The sequence below is a fragment of the Bradyrhizobium macuxiense genome (assembly GCF_007993935.1).
Taxonomy (GTDB): Bacteria; Pseudomonadota; Alphaproteobacteria; order Rhizobiales; family Xanthobacteraceae; genus Bradyrhizobium; species Bradyrhizobium macuxiense_A.
This window is the reverse complement of sequence record NZ_VITY01000008.1, coordinates 12,585-27,420: the sequence shown is the minus strand read 5'-3', so window position 1 is coordinate 27,420 and position 14,836 is coordinate 12,585. Positions and strand designations below refer to the sequence as shown.

Sequence of the window (14,836 nt, the reverse complement as noted above, 5' to 3'; positions counted from 1 at the left end):
AACAGCAACTAAGTTTCAAACGCCGTTCGCTTCACCGTCACTTGGCTCAGCCGAGCTGTCCCTCGCGGTAGAGGTCGCGTAGCTTGCGCTTGAAGATCTTGCCGGTGGCCTCGCGCGGCAGCGCGTCCATGAAGCGAATATCTTTCGGCACCTTGAAATTGGCGAGCTTGCCGCGCAGGAACTCCTGGATCGCCGCAACCGACAGTGTGCCGCCCGCTTCCGGCTCGACGCAGGCGAACAGCCGCTCGCCATATTCGTCGTCGGGAACGCCGAACACCGCGCAGTCGCGGACACCCTCCATGCCGATCAGCGTGTTCTCGATCTCCGCGGGATAGATGTTGACGCCGCCTGAGATCACCATGTCGCGCTTGCGGTCGCACAGGAATAGATATCCGTCCGCGTCGAGATAGCCGACATCGCCGACGCTGATCAGGTCGTCGCGGTCGGCCTCGGCGCGCGCCTTGGCGTTGCCGTGGTAATCGAAATCCGAGATCGCGGTCTGGCGCATGAAGATCTCGCCGGGCTCGCCGACGTCGCATTGCGTCCCGTCGGGCCGGAAGATCTTGACGATGCCGCCCTCGATGGCGCGGCCGACGGTGCCGGGCTTGGCCAGCGCCTCCGCGGACGAATGCCAGACCGGGATGCCGGTCTCGGTCGAGCCGAGATACTCGTTGATGACAGGCCCCCACCACTCGATCATCGCGCGCTTGACGTCGACCGGGCAGGGCGCCGCGCCGTGGACGATGAAGCGCAGCGACGACAAATCGTAGCGGCGGCGGGTCTCCTCCGGCAGCCGCAGCAGCCGCACGAACATGGTCGGCACCATGTGCATGTGGGTGACGCGGTGGCGCTCGATCAGTTGCAGCAGATCCTCGGGATCGAAGCGCGGCTCGAGCACGATCGCGCAGCCGTTGCGGAACGCGAGCATGCCGTAGGAGTGCGGCGCCGAATGGTACATCGGGCCGTTCATCAGGATCACCTGGCCCTCGTTCGGCTTGACGCCGTAGGTGAGGGCGCCGACCCGGGCGGCCGCCGCCTGCTGCTCGGGCCGCATCGGCTTGCGCTTGACGCCCTTCGGCAGTCCTGTCGTGCCCGAGGTGTAGAACATCGGCGCTGCGCCGATCGGTGCGTCGGTCAGCGGCTGATGCGTCTCGCGCCAGACGTCCCAGTCGGTCATGCCGTCGGGCACTGTCGTGAGCGCCGGCGTCACGCCATAGGCGGCGGCGATCTCCGGTGGCGTGGTCACGACCAGCAGTTTGATCGCAGGCGGTAACCCGTCGCGGATCTGCGGCAGCAGATCGGCGTGGCAGACCAGCGTGTCGGCGCCGCTGTCGGTGAGGATGTAGGCGACTTCGTCGGCCTTCAGGTGCCAGTTGATCGGCACCACCGGACTGCCGAGCGCCGCCGAGGCCGCGACCACCTCGAACAGCGCGAAGTCGTTGCGCAACATCATGCCGGCCGGCTTGCCGCCCTGCACGCCGAGCGCGCGCAAGCCGGTGGCCGCCCGCGCGATGCGGGCGTGAATATCGCCGTAGCTGATCTGTCGGTCGCCGCTGATGATCATACCGGGTCTCTCCAGGCGATCGTCCAGCGTCAGGCGCTGGCGCGAAGGAATTCGCTGCGGGCCTCGGTGTACTCCGCCTTCAGCCGCGCCACCAGTTCGGCGACCGGCGGGGCGTCGACGATCTGGCCGATGCCCTGGCCCGAGCCCCAGATGTCGCGCCAGGCCTTGGCCTTGGTGTTGCCGCCGGAGCCGAAATTCATCTTGGTCTTGTCGGCGACCGGCAGATTGGCGGGATCGAGCCCGGCCGCCGCGATCGACGGCCCGAGGTAGTTGCCGTGCACGCCGGTGAACAGGTTGGAGTAGACGATATCGTGGGCGGCAAACTCGGTCAGCGCCTGCTTGTACCTGATGTCGGCGTTGGCTTCCTCGGTCGCGATGAAGCGGGTGCCGATATAGGCGAGGTCGGCGCCGAGCGCGAGGGCCGATGCGATGCTCCAGCCGTCCGAGATCGCGCCCGACAGCAGGATCGTGCCCTTGAACCATTGCTTGACCTCGCGCACCAGCGCGAAGGGCGACAGCGTGCCGGCATGGCCGCCGGCGCCGGCGCAGACCAGGATCAATCCGTCGACGCCCTGCTCGGCGGCCTTGCGCGCGTGCTTGACATTGATGACGTCGTGGAACACCACGCCGCCGTAGGAATGCGCGGCCTCGACGATCTCGGACGGCGGGCGCAGCGAGGTGATGATGACAGGCACCTTGTGCTTCACGCAGGTTTCCATGTCGCGCATCAGGCGGTCGTTGGAAGCGTGGCAGATCTGGTTGACGGCGTAGGGCGCGACCTTCTTCTCCGGATGCAGCGCCTGGTACTCGCCGAGCTCGTTCTCGATCTGGGTCAGCCATTCGCCGAGCTTCTCGGCCGGGCGGGCGTTCAGCGCCGGAAACGAGCCGACGACGCCGGCCTTGCACTGCGCGATCACGAGCTCGGGCCCCGAGACGATGAACAGCGGGGAGCCGACGACCGGCAGTTCAAGCTTGTTGGCGAGCGAAGCAGGCAGCGACATTGTTCGGATCCTCCATGGGTGGACCGCCCGGGCGGCAGCCGGAGCGGATCGCGATGTGTTGTGATGGCCGGAGCGGCGGCTCTCCTGGCGCGCCGCAATATAAGGCTGGACGGCCGCGTCATGGCGTTCAATATTGAACGGCCGATCGGCCAGAAATGAACGAGGCGCAGGCGGGCGGGCCCATGGACTGGGAGCTTTGCAAGACATTCGTCGCGGTGGCGGAGACGCGGAGCCTGGCCGGCGCAGCGCGGCGGCTCCGCATCAGCCATCCGACCGTCGGCCGCAACGTCGCGGCGCTCGAGAAGCAGCTCGGCACCCGGCTGTTCGCCCGTTCCAATGACGGTTTGTCGCTGACCTCGCATGGCCGCAAGTTCCGCGAACATGCCGAAGCGATGGCCGCTGCAGCGCTGCGCGCGGAGGCGGCTGCGTCCGCCACCGGCGAGCAGGCGCGCGGCGTCGTCAAGCTGTCGATCGGCGCGACGCTGGCGGCGCATTGGCTGATGCCGCGGCTCGGGCCGTTCCTGCGCGATCACGCCAATATCCAGCTCGAGATCATCACCCATCCGTTTCCGGCAAGCGTCCGGCGGCGCGAGGCCGATGTCGTGCTGCGCCCGGTCGATGCCGGGGACGAGAACCTGATCGGGCGCAAGATCGGCCGGCTCGGTGCCGGCTTCTATGCATCGCGGCTCTACGCGGTCGGACGCAAGCTTCCGGAGCGGCCGGACGAATGGCGGGGGCACAGCGTGATCGGGTTTGCCGACCAGGCCTCGAATGCGCGTCTGGCGCGCTGGAGCGATGTCATCACCCGGCAGGGCACGCTGGTGATGCGCTGTTCCTCGCAGGGCGACATGCTGGCAGCCGCGCGTGCCGGGCTCGGGATTTGCGCGCTGTCCTGCCTGGTCGGCGCCGACTATCCCGATCTGGTTCGGGTCGCTCCGCAAAAACTCTCGAGCCTCTCCGACCTCTGGCTGCTCGCCCATCCCGATCTGGTCGAGCTTCCGTCGGTGCGCGCCGTGATCGGCTTCGTCACCGATTGCGCGCGCGAGGACCGCGTCAGGTTGCGCGGATAGAACGCATGCTCATAAATCCGAGATGTCCGCTTTGGAGAATGAAGCGGCGACGCGATCTGACCAGAGGGATGCCGCCTTGTGACCCAGTGCGAAGAAGTTCAATTAGCCAACTCGACTCCAATTTGCGTGGGAACATGCGCAACATGGGCGACGTCTCAGCCCGATTTTCAAGTTTCGCTCGATGCTTGCATGGCGAATTGCCAACCGAAAAAGACCTGCTCTGAGCTGCAGGTCCGCTAATGGCCCTTCGCGACAGCTTGCGCGGCGCAGGGACATGTCCGAAGTTGGGGGCAGATCGGAAGTCTCCAGCTGAGGGCCAAACCGGCGCTTTTGACCCATCTCCGGCATCACCCCTCCGGCACCCCGGCTATGCGCATGCCCTCACAGAGGCGCTCTTGTCCAGAGAGATAAATAGGATTGTCGCTTATTTTGGCGGCGCGCAAGCGGCGGATCGTAAAGCCTGGGTTGAGCGCCAATCCCGCTTTCGCAGCAGTTCGCGCCTCATCCAGCGCGCCGAGCAAGCCCAAGGCAGCGGCGAGCGAAAAATGCGCGAGAGGATAAGTGGGGTTGGCCTCAATGCTTCGTCGCAGCCAACTGACAGCTTCGGCATCCGCACCGAGATGTAGCTTTGCCATGCCCACAAAACGCATCAAGCGGTTGGCAACGAGATCGCGAGGGGACAGACGGAGAGCCTCGAGTACATGGCCTTCAGTCTCGGTAGGGCGCCCCATATAGAATTTGGCTAAACCAATAACGCCATGAGCATAAGCCAAATTGCGATCAAGTGCTAATGCCTGCTCGCATTCGGTAATCCCTTGCGCGGCGCGGTTTGTGTTGATGTAGACGAGTGCCAGTGTCAGGCGGGCCGCGGCAATGTTGGGAGCTAGTGAACGTGCTTTGATCGCGTTCGCTTCGGCTGCCGAAAGAAGCGCGGCTCGTTCGTCCGTTAGCAGGTCGGCTCCCACTGTCAGATCGACGTTTGCCATGCCGATCAACGCCCAAGTCGCTCCGACCCCTTGGGGATCGATCGCCAAAGCACGTTCAAAAAAGCCGCGCGCCCGGGTCGCGTGCTCAAGGGTCGGCCCGTTGTAGAAACAGGCAGTACCCTGAAAGAACAGGTCTATTGCGTCGGGATGCCGCAACCGCTCCGCTTGTCGTGCCTCGACTACAACGAGCTGGGCACCAAACGAGTTGGCGAGCCTCGATACGATTTCGTCCTGCATATCGAAAAGATCGGCGACAGGCTTTTCGAAGCGCTCGGCCCAAAGATGTTTGCGGCTTTTGGCATCGATGAGCTGCACGTTCACTCGAAGCCGCTTGCCGCTGCGCTGCATGGAACCTTCAAGCACGTACTGGACGTTCAACTCGCGGCCGACTTGCTGTACGTCGATTGCTTTGCCCTTGTATGAGAACGCACTGTTTCGGGCGATTACGAACAAGCCACCGATGCGCGACAAGTCCGTTGTTAAGTTCTCAGTTACACCATCGACGAAATAATCCTGTTCGGGATCGCCGCTGAGGTTGGCGAAAGGCAGTACAACGATGGAAAGACGAGGCGGTGAAAGTACGCTCGATCCCGTGCGCTGACGCCGTGTCGTTGGGCTGGGTTCATCCCACATCACGGCATAGGCTCGAACCGGACGGTCGATGTTTTTAAGGTTCTGCTCGCCCAGATCGGCGATCTTACTTCCAACCTTGCCTTGGACTTGCTCGTAAACAGCAGAGGAGATGCAGATCCCGCCGGGCACAGCAATGCCCTCAAGCCGTGCCGCGATATTGACGCCATCGCCAAAGATGTCGTGAGGCTCGACGAGCACATCACCAATGTTGATGCCCACGCGAAAAGCGATGCGTCTGTCTTCCGGGTCGCCGGCCGTAAGTTCGTGGACCCGGGCTTGGAACTTCATCGCAGCCCGAACCGCTTCGACCGCGCTCGAAAACTCCACCAAGAACCCGTCGCCGGTGTTCTTCACGATGCGGCCACCGTGTTCTGCAATTGCGGGCTCGACGCCGTCAGCAAGGAGCCCCATGAGCTTGGCGTGCGTAGCCTCCTCGTCATTGTGCATGAGCCGCGAATAACTCGCCACGTCAGCGGCCAATATCGCCGTCAACCTGCGCTCGACCCGCATTGACCGCTCCTGCATCACAGTCGCAATCCAACCGGTTGCTTTACTACAACAAATTGCAAGGATTGCCCATCAGCTATTGGCCCCTCTCGGACATTCAATCTGCCATCGTTGATGTTTGCTTGTTAGGGCAATCCAGACCCCACCATTTCCGCACGCCTGTACCGGATTTATGACTACGCGCCCTAAAGCTAGAGCGCATGCTCAGGCCCGCGCCCGCCACAGCGTCATCGCGAGCAACAGGAAGGCGGCGCAAGTCCACAGCGCCTGCCAGTTCTCCGGCCCTTCGTTGAGCGCCGTATAGATTGCGGCCGCAAGGTAAATGCCGGCAAACATCGATTCCGCCAGCGGGCGGCTTCCCTTCGCGGGCGGATTGAGCAGCGTCATGGCTGCAAAGGGCACCGCCGCCATCGTGAGAGGCGCGAACGGAAAATCGATGAAGCGCGGGTCGAAGATGAGGCCGAGCGCGGTCGCCGTGCCGATCACCGCGGTGACCATCAAGGCCAATCCGTGCATCGTCACCAGCATCGATTCAGTGTGGTAGCCCTTCGGACCCAGCAGTTCCGCAAAGCTGGGCGGTGCGCGACCCGACACCAGCGCGTTGGCGCCGAACACCGGCGACGCCGTTGCCGCCGCGAGAAGCGAGCCCCACACCAGCCAGCCTCCGGTGCCGTAGCTTTCATAGACCAGTCGTTGCGCCGCGACCCCGAACAGGATTCCGCCTGTGGTCGCCGACAGCCCGACTGCCAGCCATGGCACGAGCGTCGATTCCATTGGCTCCCTCGGCTTGCGGCGCAAGGTCAGCCAGGCGACGCCGAACACCAGGATCGCCAGCGCCATTCCGCTGCCCATCTGCAGTTTCCAGAGTGGGAAATTGCTGATCGGCACGCCGGCCGGATATTTCAGCGTTCGCTCTTCGGAATCGAACAGGCCCCAGGAGCCGCCGACCGTGCCTTCGATCTCGCGCTTCCACCCTTCGTCATAGGCCTCGAACAGGTTGACGCGGAAATGCTCGCGCCGCGCCAGGTCGAGCACCTCCGCGACCACGCGCGCCTGATTGGTGCGCGACGGCAGCGCTGACTCGCGCATCCGCCCCTCGCTCGGCCAGCCGATTTCTCCGATAAAGATCTCCTTGCCCGGAAATGCCGCTGCGACCTGCTTGCGAATCTCGTCTGCGTGCGCGGCGGCCAAATCCGCCCGGATTGGGATGTTCTCCCAATAGGGCAGGATGTGAATCGTGACGAAGTCGACGGCGTCGGAAAGTTCGCGATTGCTCAGCCAGAACTCCCAGACCTCGGCATAGGTGACGGGGACGCTGACCTGCGCCTTGATCGAGCGGATCAGGGCGGCGAGGTCGGACGCCGCCATTTCCTTGCGCAGCAAGACCTCGTTGCCGACCACCAGTGCGATGATCGTGTCCGGATATTCCCTGGCGAGGCGGATCGCCGTTTCGACCTGCGTCGCATTCTTCTTGCGGTCCCGATCAAGGAAGATGCCCTGGATGACTTTCAGCCCTGCCTTGGCCGCAAGTCCGGGAATCTGGTCGAGGCCAAGGTCGGTCGCATAGGTGCGGATGCAGTGGGATATCTTGGCAAGCTGGGCGAGGTCTTCCGCGATCTGTTCCGGCGAGACCTGCGTCGCCGGCGATAGTGATGTCTGATTGTTTCGGAACGGTGCGTACGAGATGCACTGGACCTTGTCGTTCGGATCGATCGGCGCGCGCGGCAGGTTGACCGGGATGCCGAGCCACCACCACGCTGTGGCGATAGCGCCCAGGCATATCAGCAGAAGCGTCAGCGGGGTACGGATCGATACCAGGTCCGTCCTCCTTGCATGAAGGATGTGCTTAGCGGCGAAATGGGCGAGGTCGGCAAATTGAATAAGTATTGTTCTGCTGATGCTATAGCATGCGATCGCGCAGCCGCAGCGTTTTTATCAACGGCCTACTTCGCGCTCGCGATCACGCCTTCGCGATTCCTGAGCACGCGATAATACGCCCACCACAGATGTGCGGCGGCGCCGCGCAGCGGCCGCCACGGCTCGGCAAGCGGCGCCATCTGCTTCGGCGTCGGCCGCTCCTTCAGCCCGAGCCCGACCTTGACCGCTTCCTGCACGGCGAGGTCGCCGGCGGGCCACGCATCGCCGTGGCCGAGGCAGAACAGCAGGTACACGTCGGCGGTCCATGGGCCGATCCCGGGCAGCGCGGTCAGCGTGTTGTGCGCCGCATCGGCCTCCTCGTTGGCGAGCACGTCGAGGTTCAGCCGCTCCTCGGCGAGCTCGCGGGCGATGTGTTTGAGCGTCTTGATCTTGGCAGCGGACAATCCGAGCCGGCCGAGCCGGTCGGCGCGCGCCTTGCGGATGGCATCATGATGGAACGGGTCGAATGCCTGGCTGACGCGTCCCCAGATCGCGGCAGCACTCGCGGTCGACAGCTGCTGGCCGCAGATGATCGCGGCAAGTCCCGCAAACCCGGGCTCGCGCTGCCGGATCGCCGGCATGCCGGTCGATTCGAGGATCGGGCGCAGGCGGCGATCCTGGTCGACCAGCTTCTGGATGGCCTCGTCGAGGTCGGCCTGGGTTTCGAGATGAATCAGCATTGCGGGATCGTTTCGACTCGTCATGCGCGGGCTTGCCGCCTCTGCTAAAGCTCCGGCGAGCCTGGATGCGCGGGCCTCGGCGAAGCCTTGGCGTAGCCGGGACCCGCGCATCCATCTCCTATCGTAACAGAGTCTTCTCCAGATGGATTGCCGGATCGAGCCCGGCAATGAGGCCCGGTCAAACGCCATGCCACCCGTTTTCCGTTTTGCCCCGAGTCCGAACGGCTATTTGCATCTCGGCCACGCTTTTTCGGCGCTGCTCAACCACGATCTTGCGCGGCAGTCGGGCGGGCGCTTCCTGCTGCGGATCGAGGACATCGACGCGACGCGCTGTCGGGTCGAATTCGAAGAGGCGATCTACGAGGACCTCGCCTGGCTCGGCATCGCCTGGGAGACCCCGGTGCGGCGGCAGTCGGAGCATTTTGCCGCCTATGGCGCCGCGATCGACCGCCTGTCGGCGCAGGGGCTGGTCTATCCGAGTTTCGAGAGCCGCGCCGATATCGCGCGACTGGTCGCCGAACGCGAGGCGGGCGGCGCCTGGCCGCGCGATCCGGACGGTGCGCCGCTTTATCCGGGAACGGCGAAATCGCTGTCGGCCGAGGAGCGCGACCGGTTGATCGGGCAGGGCGCGCCGTTCGCGCTGCGGCTCGACATGGCCTCAGCCGTTGCCCGCGCCGGCGGCCTATCCTGGCAGGAAGCGGGCGAGGGACCGGCCGGCGAGAGCGGAGACGTCGCGGCCCGGCCCGAGGCCTGGGGCGACGTGATCCTGGCCCGCAAGGAGACCCCAACCAGCTACCATCTCTCGGTCGTGATCGACGACGCCCTGCAAGGCGTCACCGATGCGGTCAGGGGCATTGACCTGTTCTGGTCGACCAGCGTGCATCGGCTGTTGCAGGCGCTGCTTGGCTTGCCCGCGCCGGTCTACCGGCACCATGCGCTGATCCGGGATGCGGCGGGCCAAAAGCTGTCGAAATCGACCCGGGCGACCGGGCTACGCGAGCTGCGGGCAGACGGGACGAGCCCGTCCGACGTGCGCCGTCTGGTCGGTTTGGTGTAGTTCGCCACCAAGGTGCGCGCTCCTCTTCCTCTTGCGGAGGCGAGCGGGCTCGTGTGATTTCGGAATAATAGAAAAATACCGCCGATTTGCCCGACATGTCAAGTGCGGCGTCGGACGCTGGCGGCCGCCGTCTCCTTTGCATGGGGTTGTTTTCGACATTCTGGCTGGAGGTACCCCTGCGCTAGCCCGGCTCTTGTGGATGGACCGATTACCATCATCCTGATTTGCCTTGGCTCCTCCCAAACGGCGCCGTGACTCTGCCACTCCTGGCATGCCATGTTGCCTGCGGGGCGGGGTCACGGAGATCATGGCGACATCATCGCGCGGACGGCGCAGCAAGCGGCGAGCAAAAGGCGCGCCGTCGACGACCCGCGCCGCCAAGACCCGCAAGACCAAGGCGGCGGCCAAGCCGCGCCACACGCGGGCCGCGCCAAAGACATCAGCCAAGTCCGGAGCCAAGTCCGGAGCCAAGTCCGGTCCCGGCATGGTCGAGACCGCGCTCGCCGCCTTTGCCCATGAGGTACGGACGCCGCTGACCGGGATCCTTGCGATCAGCAACCTGCTCGCGACGTCGGAGCTCGGCGAGCGCGAGCGGCGCTGGGTCGATACCATCAGAGCCGGCGCCGAACATCTGGCGAGCCTTGCGACCCTGTTCGTCGATGCCGCCCGCAGCGAGGGGCCGGGGCTCGAGATCCGGCAGGACTTCTTCGACCTGCGCACGCTGGCGCGCCATGCCGGCGATTCGCTGGCCGGCCGGGCCGCAGCCAAGGGATTGCGGGCCTCGGTCGAGATCTCCGGCAAGCTGCCCGCCTTCGCGGTCGGCGATCCGGTCCGCCTGCGCGCCGCGCTGGAAAACCTGATCGACAACGCCGTCAAGTTCACCGAGCAGGGCAGCATCGAGCTGCACGTCGCGCCGGTGCCTGCGGCCAAGAACGCGGCGAAGCGGCGCGCGGACGGCAGGATCGGCATTGCCTTTGCGATCTCCGACAGCGGCATCGGTCTGACGCTAGCGGAGGTCAAGCGCCTGTTCCGGCCGTTCTCGCAGGCCAATGTCTCGATCGCCGCGCGGTTCGGCGGCTCCGGGCTCGGCCTGTCCTCGGTCAAGCAGCTTGCGCGCGCCATGGGCGGCGATGTCGTCGCGGCCCAGCGCTCCGGCGGCGGCACCACCTTCACGCTCAACGTGGTGCTGGTCGCAGCCGAAGGCCCCTCCGGTGCGCCCGCGGGCGAAGGCGCGGCAGCGCCGTCATCGCAGGGGCTGCGGCTGCTCAGCGTCGAGGACAATCCGTTCGGCCGCGTCGTGCTCAACACGATCCTGACCGAGCTCGGTCACCACGCCGAATTCATCGGTCAGGGCGAGGGCGCTGCCGACAGGCTCGGACAGGGCGCCTTCGATGCGGTGCTGATGGACATGGTGCTGCCCGGCATCAGCGGCGTCGAAGCCATCAAGCGCATCCGCGCACTGCCGCCGCCGCACGGCCGAATCGTGATCGTCGGGATTTCCGGCCGCGCCGAGGATGAAGCCGCGGCACGTGCCGCCGGCGCCGACGCCTTCCTGGTCAAGCCTGTGTCTCCGCGGGCGCTCGCGACTGCGCTGCATGAAGCGACACGCCGTGCGGCAACCGCGACTTGATGATCGCGGCGTTCAATTCGCCGCCGAACACGAAGATCGCGGCGATGAAATACATGAACACCAGCGCGATGATTACCGAGGCGAGCCCCGCATACATCGTGACGTAATTGTTGGCGAAGCGCGCCAGGTACATGCCGAAGCCGATGCCCGAGAGCAGCGACGCCACCATGGTGAAGATGATGCCGGGCAGGATCTGGGTGAAGCCGCGGCGGCCGGCCGGCAGCCAGGCATGCAGGATGAACAGCGCGACGACCAGCGCCAGTATCGTGATGCCGTAGCGGGCGATGTTGAGCAGGCTCTCGTTGGATTCGACGAAGAACGGGATATAGCGCCGCGCCGCCTCGATGATCAGTGGCCCGAGCACGATCAGGAACGCCATCGCGAGCGAGGTGAACGCCGCGACCAGCGTGTAGCCGATCGATTCCAGCCGCAGCCAGTACCAGCGCCGCGGCTCGATCACGGCATAGGCGCGGTTCAACGCCACCCGCAGCGCCTCGACGCCGTTGGAGGCGAAGTAGACCGCGAGCACCGCGCCGATGGTCAGGATGTCGCCGCGGGTGTTGGTCAGCACGTCGTGGATCTGGCCGGACAGCGCCCCGGCGACCTGATCCGGCCAGACCTGCAACAACAGTCCGACGGCCTGGTCGGCAAGCTGCTTGGAGCCGAAGAAGCCGGCCAACGAGGTCAGCACGATCAGGAACGGAAACAGCGCCATCAGGGTCGACAGCGCGATGTGGCTCGCGATCGCCCAGCCGTCATCGGCGAGGAACGTGTAAAAGGCATCCATCACGACGTGGGTGACGTAACGAAGCTGCTTCACATTCCACCCGGCATTGTCGAAAACGGCTCGGTCCGAGAACGGACCCAGCATCTGATATTACGCACTGAAAAGCCAGTTGGTTGCATCGGCCGCCTGTGTGGAAGTCCGCGTCATGCGGTGTTATGTACCGCAGATGACATCTCTTCTCAGCACGATCATTCTTCCCATCGCCGTCGGCGCCGTCGCGCTGGTGCTCCTGCTCGGCCTCATCAACATGATGAAGGGCGGCTCGCCGAACACGTCGCAGAAGCTGATGCGGCTGCGCGTGCTGCTGCAGTTCGTCGCCATCGTCATCGCGATGCTCGCGGTCTGGGCGATGGGGCGATAAGGGCGATGCGCAAACCTTAGGAGATCACGGCCATGGTCGTTCTCAATCGGATCTACACGCGCACCGGCGATGACGGCACCACCGCGCTCGGCTCCGGCGAGCGGCGGCCGAAATACGATCTGCGGGTTGCCGCCTATGGCACCGTCGACGAGACCAACGCCGCGATCGGCGTGGTGCGGCTGCACCTGGCTGATAGTCCCGAGGTCGATGCGATGCTCGGCCGGATCCAGAACGATCTGTTCGATCTCGGCGCCGACCTTGCAGTGCCCGAGCGCGAGGGCAAGGCTGAACGCCTGCGCATGCTGGCAAGCCAGGTCGAGCGCCTCGAGCGCGACATCGACCAGCTCAACGACCAGCTCGCACCGCTGACCTCGTTCGTGCTGCCCGGCGGCACGCCTGCCGCCGCATATCTGCATCTTGCCCGGACGATATGTCGCCGCGCGGAACGGATGATGGTGGAACTCGCCGCCCGGCCCGACGAGCCGGTCAATGCGGCTGGCATTCAGTATATGAACCGCCTGTCGGATTTCCTGTTCGTTGCCAGCCGCTTCCAGAACAATAAGGGGGCGGGAGACGTGTTGTGGGTGCCGGGCCAGAACCGTTAGACTGGCTCAAAACCAGGTGACGGTTTTTTGGCTTTGGCGCGTTGACCGGGGGAAACGGGACCTTTAGGTTCCGCGCCAGCCAACCGAAACCCATAAAATCAAAGCGAAAGAGGATCGATGAAGGTTCTTGTGCCGGTAAAGCGGGTCGTCGACTACAACGTCAAGGTCCGCGTCAAGAGTGACGGGACGGGCGTGGAGCTCGCCAACGTCAAGATGTCGATGAACCCGTTCGACGAGATCGCCGTCGAGGAAGCGCTGCGGCTGAAGGAAGCCGGCAAGGCGACCGAAGTGGTGGTGGTGTCGATCGGACCCGCGCAGGCCTCCGAGACCATTCGCACCGGACTTGCGATGGGCGCCGACCGCGGCATCCTGGTCAAGGCCGAAGGCAATGTCGAACCGCTCGCGGTTGCCAAGATCCTGAAGGCGGTGGTCGAGGCGGAGCAGCCCGGCCTCGTCATTCTCGGCAAGCAGGCGATCGACGACGACTCGAACCAGACCGGCCAGATGCTGGCCGCGCTGCTCGGCTGGTCGCAGGCGACCTTCGCCTCCAAGCTCGAGGTCGAAGGGGCTGACTTCAAGGTCACGCGCGAAGTCGACGGCGGTCTGCAGACCATCAAGCTGAAGGGCCCGGCGATCGTCACCACTGACCTCCGCCTCAACGAGCCGCGCTATGCGTCGCTGCCCAACATCATGAAGGCGAAGAAGAAGCCGATCGACGACAAGAGCGTCGCCGACTACGGCGTCGATGTCACGCCGCGTCTGGAAGTGCTGAAGACCGCGGAACCGGCAGGCCGCAAGGCGGGCGTCAAGGTCAAGGACGTCGCCGAACTCGTGAACAAGCTCAAGACCGAAGCCGGGGTTCTCTGATGACGACGCTGTTGATTGCTGAACACGACCACGAGACCCTGAAGGACTCGACCAACAAGGCGCTGACCGCGGCGAGCCAGCTCGGCGGCGATGTGCATGTGCTGGTTGCCGGTGGCGGCCAGGGCACCAAGGCGGCGGCGGAAGCAGCCGCCAAGCTCGCCGGCGTCAGCAAGGTGCTGGTGGCCGAAGGCCCCGCCTATGAGCACGACCTTGCCGAGCCGCTGGCCGCGCTGATCGTCGCGCTGGCGCCCGGCTATGACGCCTTCGTCGCGCCCGCGACCTCGCGCTTCAAGAACGTGATGCCGCGCGTCGCGGCGCTGCTCGACGTCATGCAGGTCTCCGAGATCATCAAGGTCGTCGCGCCCGACACGTTCGAGCGGCCGATCTACGCCGGCAACGCGATCCAGACCGTGAAGTCGAAGGACGCCAAGAAGGTGATCACGGTCCGCACCTCGACCTTCGCCGCGGCCGGCGAAGGCGGCAGCGCGGCAATCGAGAACGCCGCTTCGGCTGCCGATCCCGGCCTGTCGACGTTCGTCGGCGAGGAGGTCGCCAAGAGCGACCGTCCGGAACTGACCTCGGCCAAGATCATCGTCTCGGGTGGCCGCGCCATGCAGAGCCGCGAGAACTTCGCCAAATACATCGAGCCGCTCGCCGACAAGCTCGGCGCCGGCGTCGGCGCCTCGCGCGCCGCGGTCGATGCCGGCTATGCGCCGAACGACTGGCAGGTCGGCCAGACCGGCAAGGTGGTGGCCCCGGAACTCTATGTCGCGGTCGGCATCTCCGGCGCGATCCAGCATCTGGCCGGCATGAAGGACTCCAAGGTGATCGTCGCCATCAACAAGGATGAGGACGCGCCGATCTTCCAGGTCGCCGATTACGGCCTGGTCGCCGACCTCTACCAGGCGGTTCCGGAGCTCACCGAAGCGCTCGGCAAGCTCGGAAAGTAAGCAACAAGACGCCGGCCGGATGGCTAAGCTCCGGCCGGTGTTATGATTTTCGAGGCAATGATCCGGAAACGTTTTTCCGGAAGGATCGTGCCCGACAGGGGGAAATGGGACCCTTGTGTGATGACCTGTCATCACATCATGGTCCCAGGAAGCGTTTTCCGGCGGATTGGGCAACCCGGAAGGCTTCGCTTCGGGTATCGTTGGGATTGGGCAGGCGCGAC

At 65.0% G+C, this 14,836-nt stretch carries 13 protein-coding genes; 7 read left to right on the top strand and 6 right to left on the bottom strand.

Features of this window, described 5'->3' with window-relative positions; translation table 11 throughout:
• Positions 1 to 46: 46 nt before the first annotated feature.
• Positions 47 to 1,564 (bottom strand): acyl-CoA synthetase, encoded by a 1,518-nt coding sequence (locus FBZ93_RS21295; RefSeq protein WP_146988206.1) that lies wholly within the window; start codon positions 1,562 to 1,564, stop codon positions 47 to 49.
• Between the two features lie 29 nt (positions 1,565 to 1,593).
• Positions 1,594 to 2,565 carry an NAD(P)H-dependent flavin oxidoreductase gene (locus FBZ93_RS21290; RefSeq protein WP_146988204.1) on the bottom strand — a complete coding sequence of 324 codons (972 nt, stop codon included), beginning with the start codon at positions 2,563 to 2,565 and terminating at the stop codon, positions 1,594 to 1,596.
• A gap of 182 nt (positions 2,566 to 2,747) precedes the next feature.
• Between FBZ93_RS21290 and FBZ93_RS21285 the strand changes: the two genes are divergently transcribed.
• A complete protein-coding gene (locus tag FBZ93_RS21285) occupies positions 2,748 to 3,635 on the top strand; it encodes a LysR family transcriptional regulator (RefSeq protein ID WP_146988202.1) in 888 nt (295 codons plus the stop codon).
• Between the two features lie 347 nt (positions 3,636 to 3,982).
• On the opposite strand, the gene FBZ93_RS21280 is transcribed toward FBZ93_RS21285, so the two are convergent.
• From FBZ93_RS21280 to FBZ93_RS21270, 3 genes are all read right to left on the bottom strand, one after another.
• Positions 3,983 to 5,764, bottom strand: a complete 1,782-nt coding sequence (locus FBZ93_RS21280) for an adenylate/guanylate cyclase domain-containing protein (RefSeq protein ID WP_246667577.1) — start codon at positions 5,762 to 5,764, stop codon at positions 3,983 to 3,985.
• 201 nt (positions 5,765 to 5,965) lie between these two features.
• Complete coding sequence (locus tag FBZ93_RS21275) at positions 5,966 to 7,537, bottom strand: glycosyl hydrolase family 17 protein (RefSeq protein ID WP_146988199.1); 1,572 nt, start codon at positions 7,535 to 7,537, stop codon at positions 5,966 to 5,968.
• Between the two features lie 167 nt (positions 7,538 to 7,704).
• A complete protein-coding gene (locus FBZ93_RS21270) occupies positions 7,705 to 8,358 on the bottom strand; it encodes a DNA-3-methyladenine glycosylase family protein (protein WP_146988197.1) in 654 nt (217 codons plus the stop codon).
• A gap of 187 nt (positions 8,359 to 8,545) precedes the next feature.
• Here FBZ93_RS21270 and gluQRS point away from each other — a divergent pair, with 187 nt between their 5' ends.
• Positions 8,546 to 9,415 (top strand): tRNA glutamyl-Q(34) synthetase GluQRS, encoded by an 870-nt coding sequence (gene gluQRS, locus FBZ93_RS21265; RefSeq protein ID WP_146988195.1) that lies wholly within the window; start codon positions 8,546 to 8,548, stop codon positions 9,413 to 9,415.
• A 307-nt stretch (positions 9,416 to 9,722) separates the two neighbouring features.
• A complete protein-coding gene (locus FBZ93_RS21260) occupies positions 9,723 to 11,045 on the top strand; it encodes an ATP-binding protein (protein WP_146988193.1) in 1,323 nt (440 codons plus the stop codon).
• On the opposite strand, the gene FBZ93_RS21255 is transcribed toward FBZ93_RS21260, so the two are convergent.
• Positions 10,972 to 11,832 carry a YihY/virulence factor BrkB family protein gene (locus tag FBZ93_RS21255; protein ID WP_433995435.1) on the bottom strand — a complete coding sequence of 287 codons (861 nt, stop codon included), beginning with the start codon at positions 11,830 to 11,832 and terminating at the stop codon, positions 10,972 to 10,974. The two genes, FBZ93_RS21260 and FBZ93_RS21255, sit on opposite strands and share 74 nt — an antisense overlap.
• 166 nt (positions 11,833 to 11,998) lie before the next feature.
• Here FBZ93_RS21255 and FBZ93_RS21250 point away from each other — a divergent pair, with 166 nt between their 5' ends.
• The 4 genes from FBZ93_RS21250 to FBZ93_RS21235 all read left to right on the top strand — a co-directional run bounded on the left by FBZ93_RS21250 (position 11,999) and on the right by FBZ93_RS21235 (position 14,615).
• Complete coding sequence (locus FBZ93_RS21250; RefSeq protein ID WP_028340366.1) at positions 11,999 to 12,193, top strand: twin transmembrane helix small protein; 195 nt, start codon at positions 11,999 to 12,001, stop codon at positions 12,191 to 12,193.
• A gap of 32 nt (positions 12,194 to 12,225) precedes the next feature.
• The gene (locus FBZ93_RS21245; RefSeq protein ID WP_146988189.1) at positions 12,226 to 12,798 is read left to right on the top strand and encodes a cob(I)yrinic acid a,c-diamide adenosyltransferase; all 573 of its coding nucleotides are present in this window, start codon (positions 12,226 to 12,228) and stop codon (positions 12,796 to 12,798) included.
• A gap of 117 nt (positions 12,799 to 12,915) precedes the next feature.
• Positions 12,916 to 13,665, top strand: a complete 750-nt coding sequence (locus tag FBZ93_RS21240; RefSeq protein ID WP_146988187.1) for an electron transfer flavoprotein subunit beta/FixA family protein — start codon at positions 12,916 to 12,918, stop codon at positions 13,663 to 13,665.
• The gene (locus tag FBZ93_RS21235; protein WP_146988185.1) at positions 13,665 to 14,615 is read left to right on the top strand and encodes an electron transfer flavoprotein subunit alpha/FixB family protein; all 951 of its coding nucleotides are present in this window, start codon (positions 13,665 to 13,667) and stop codon (positions 14,613 to 14,615) included. The genes FBZ93_RS21240 and FBZ93_RS21235 overlap by 1 nt, the downstream gene beginning before the upstream one ends.
• The last annotated feature ends 221 nt before the right edge of the window (positions 14,616 to 14,836 follow it).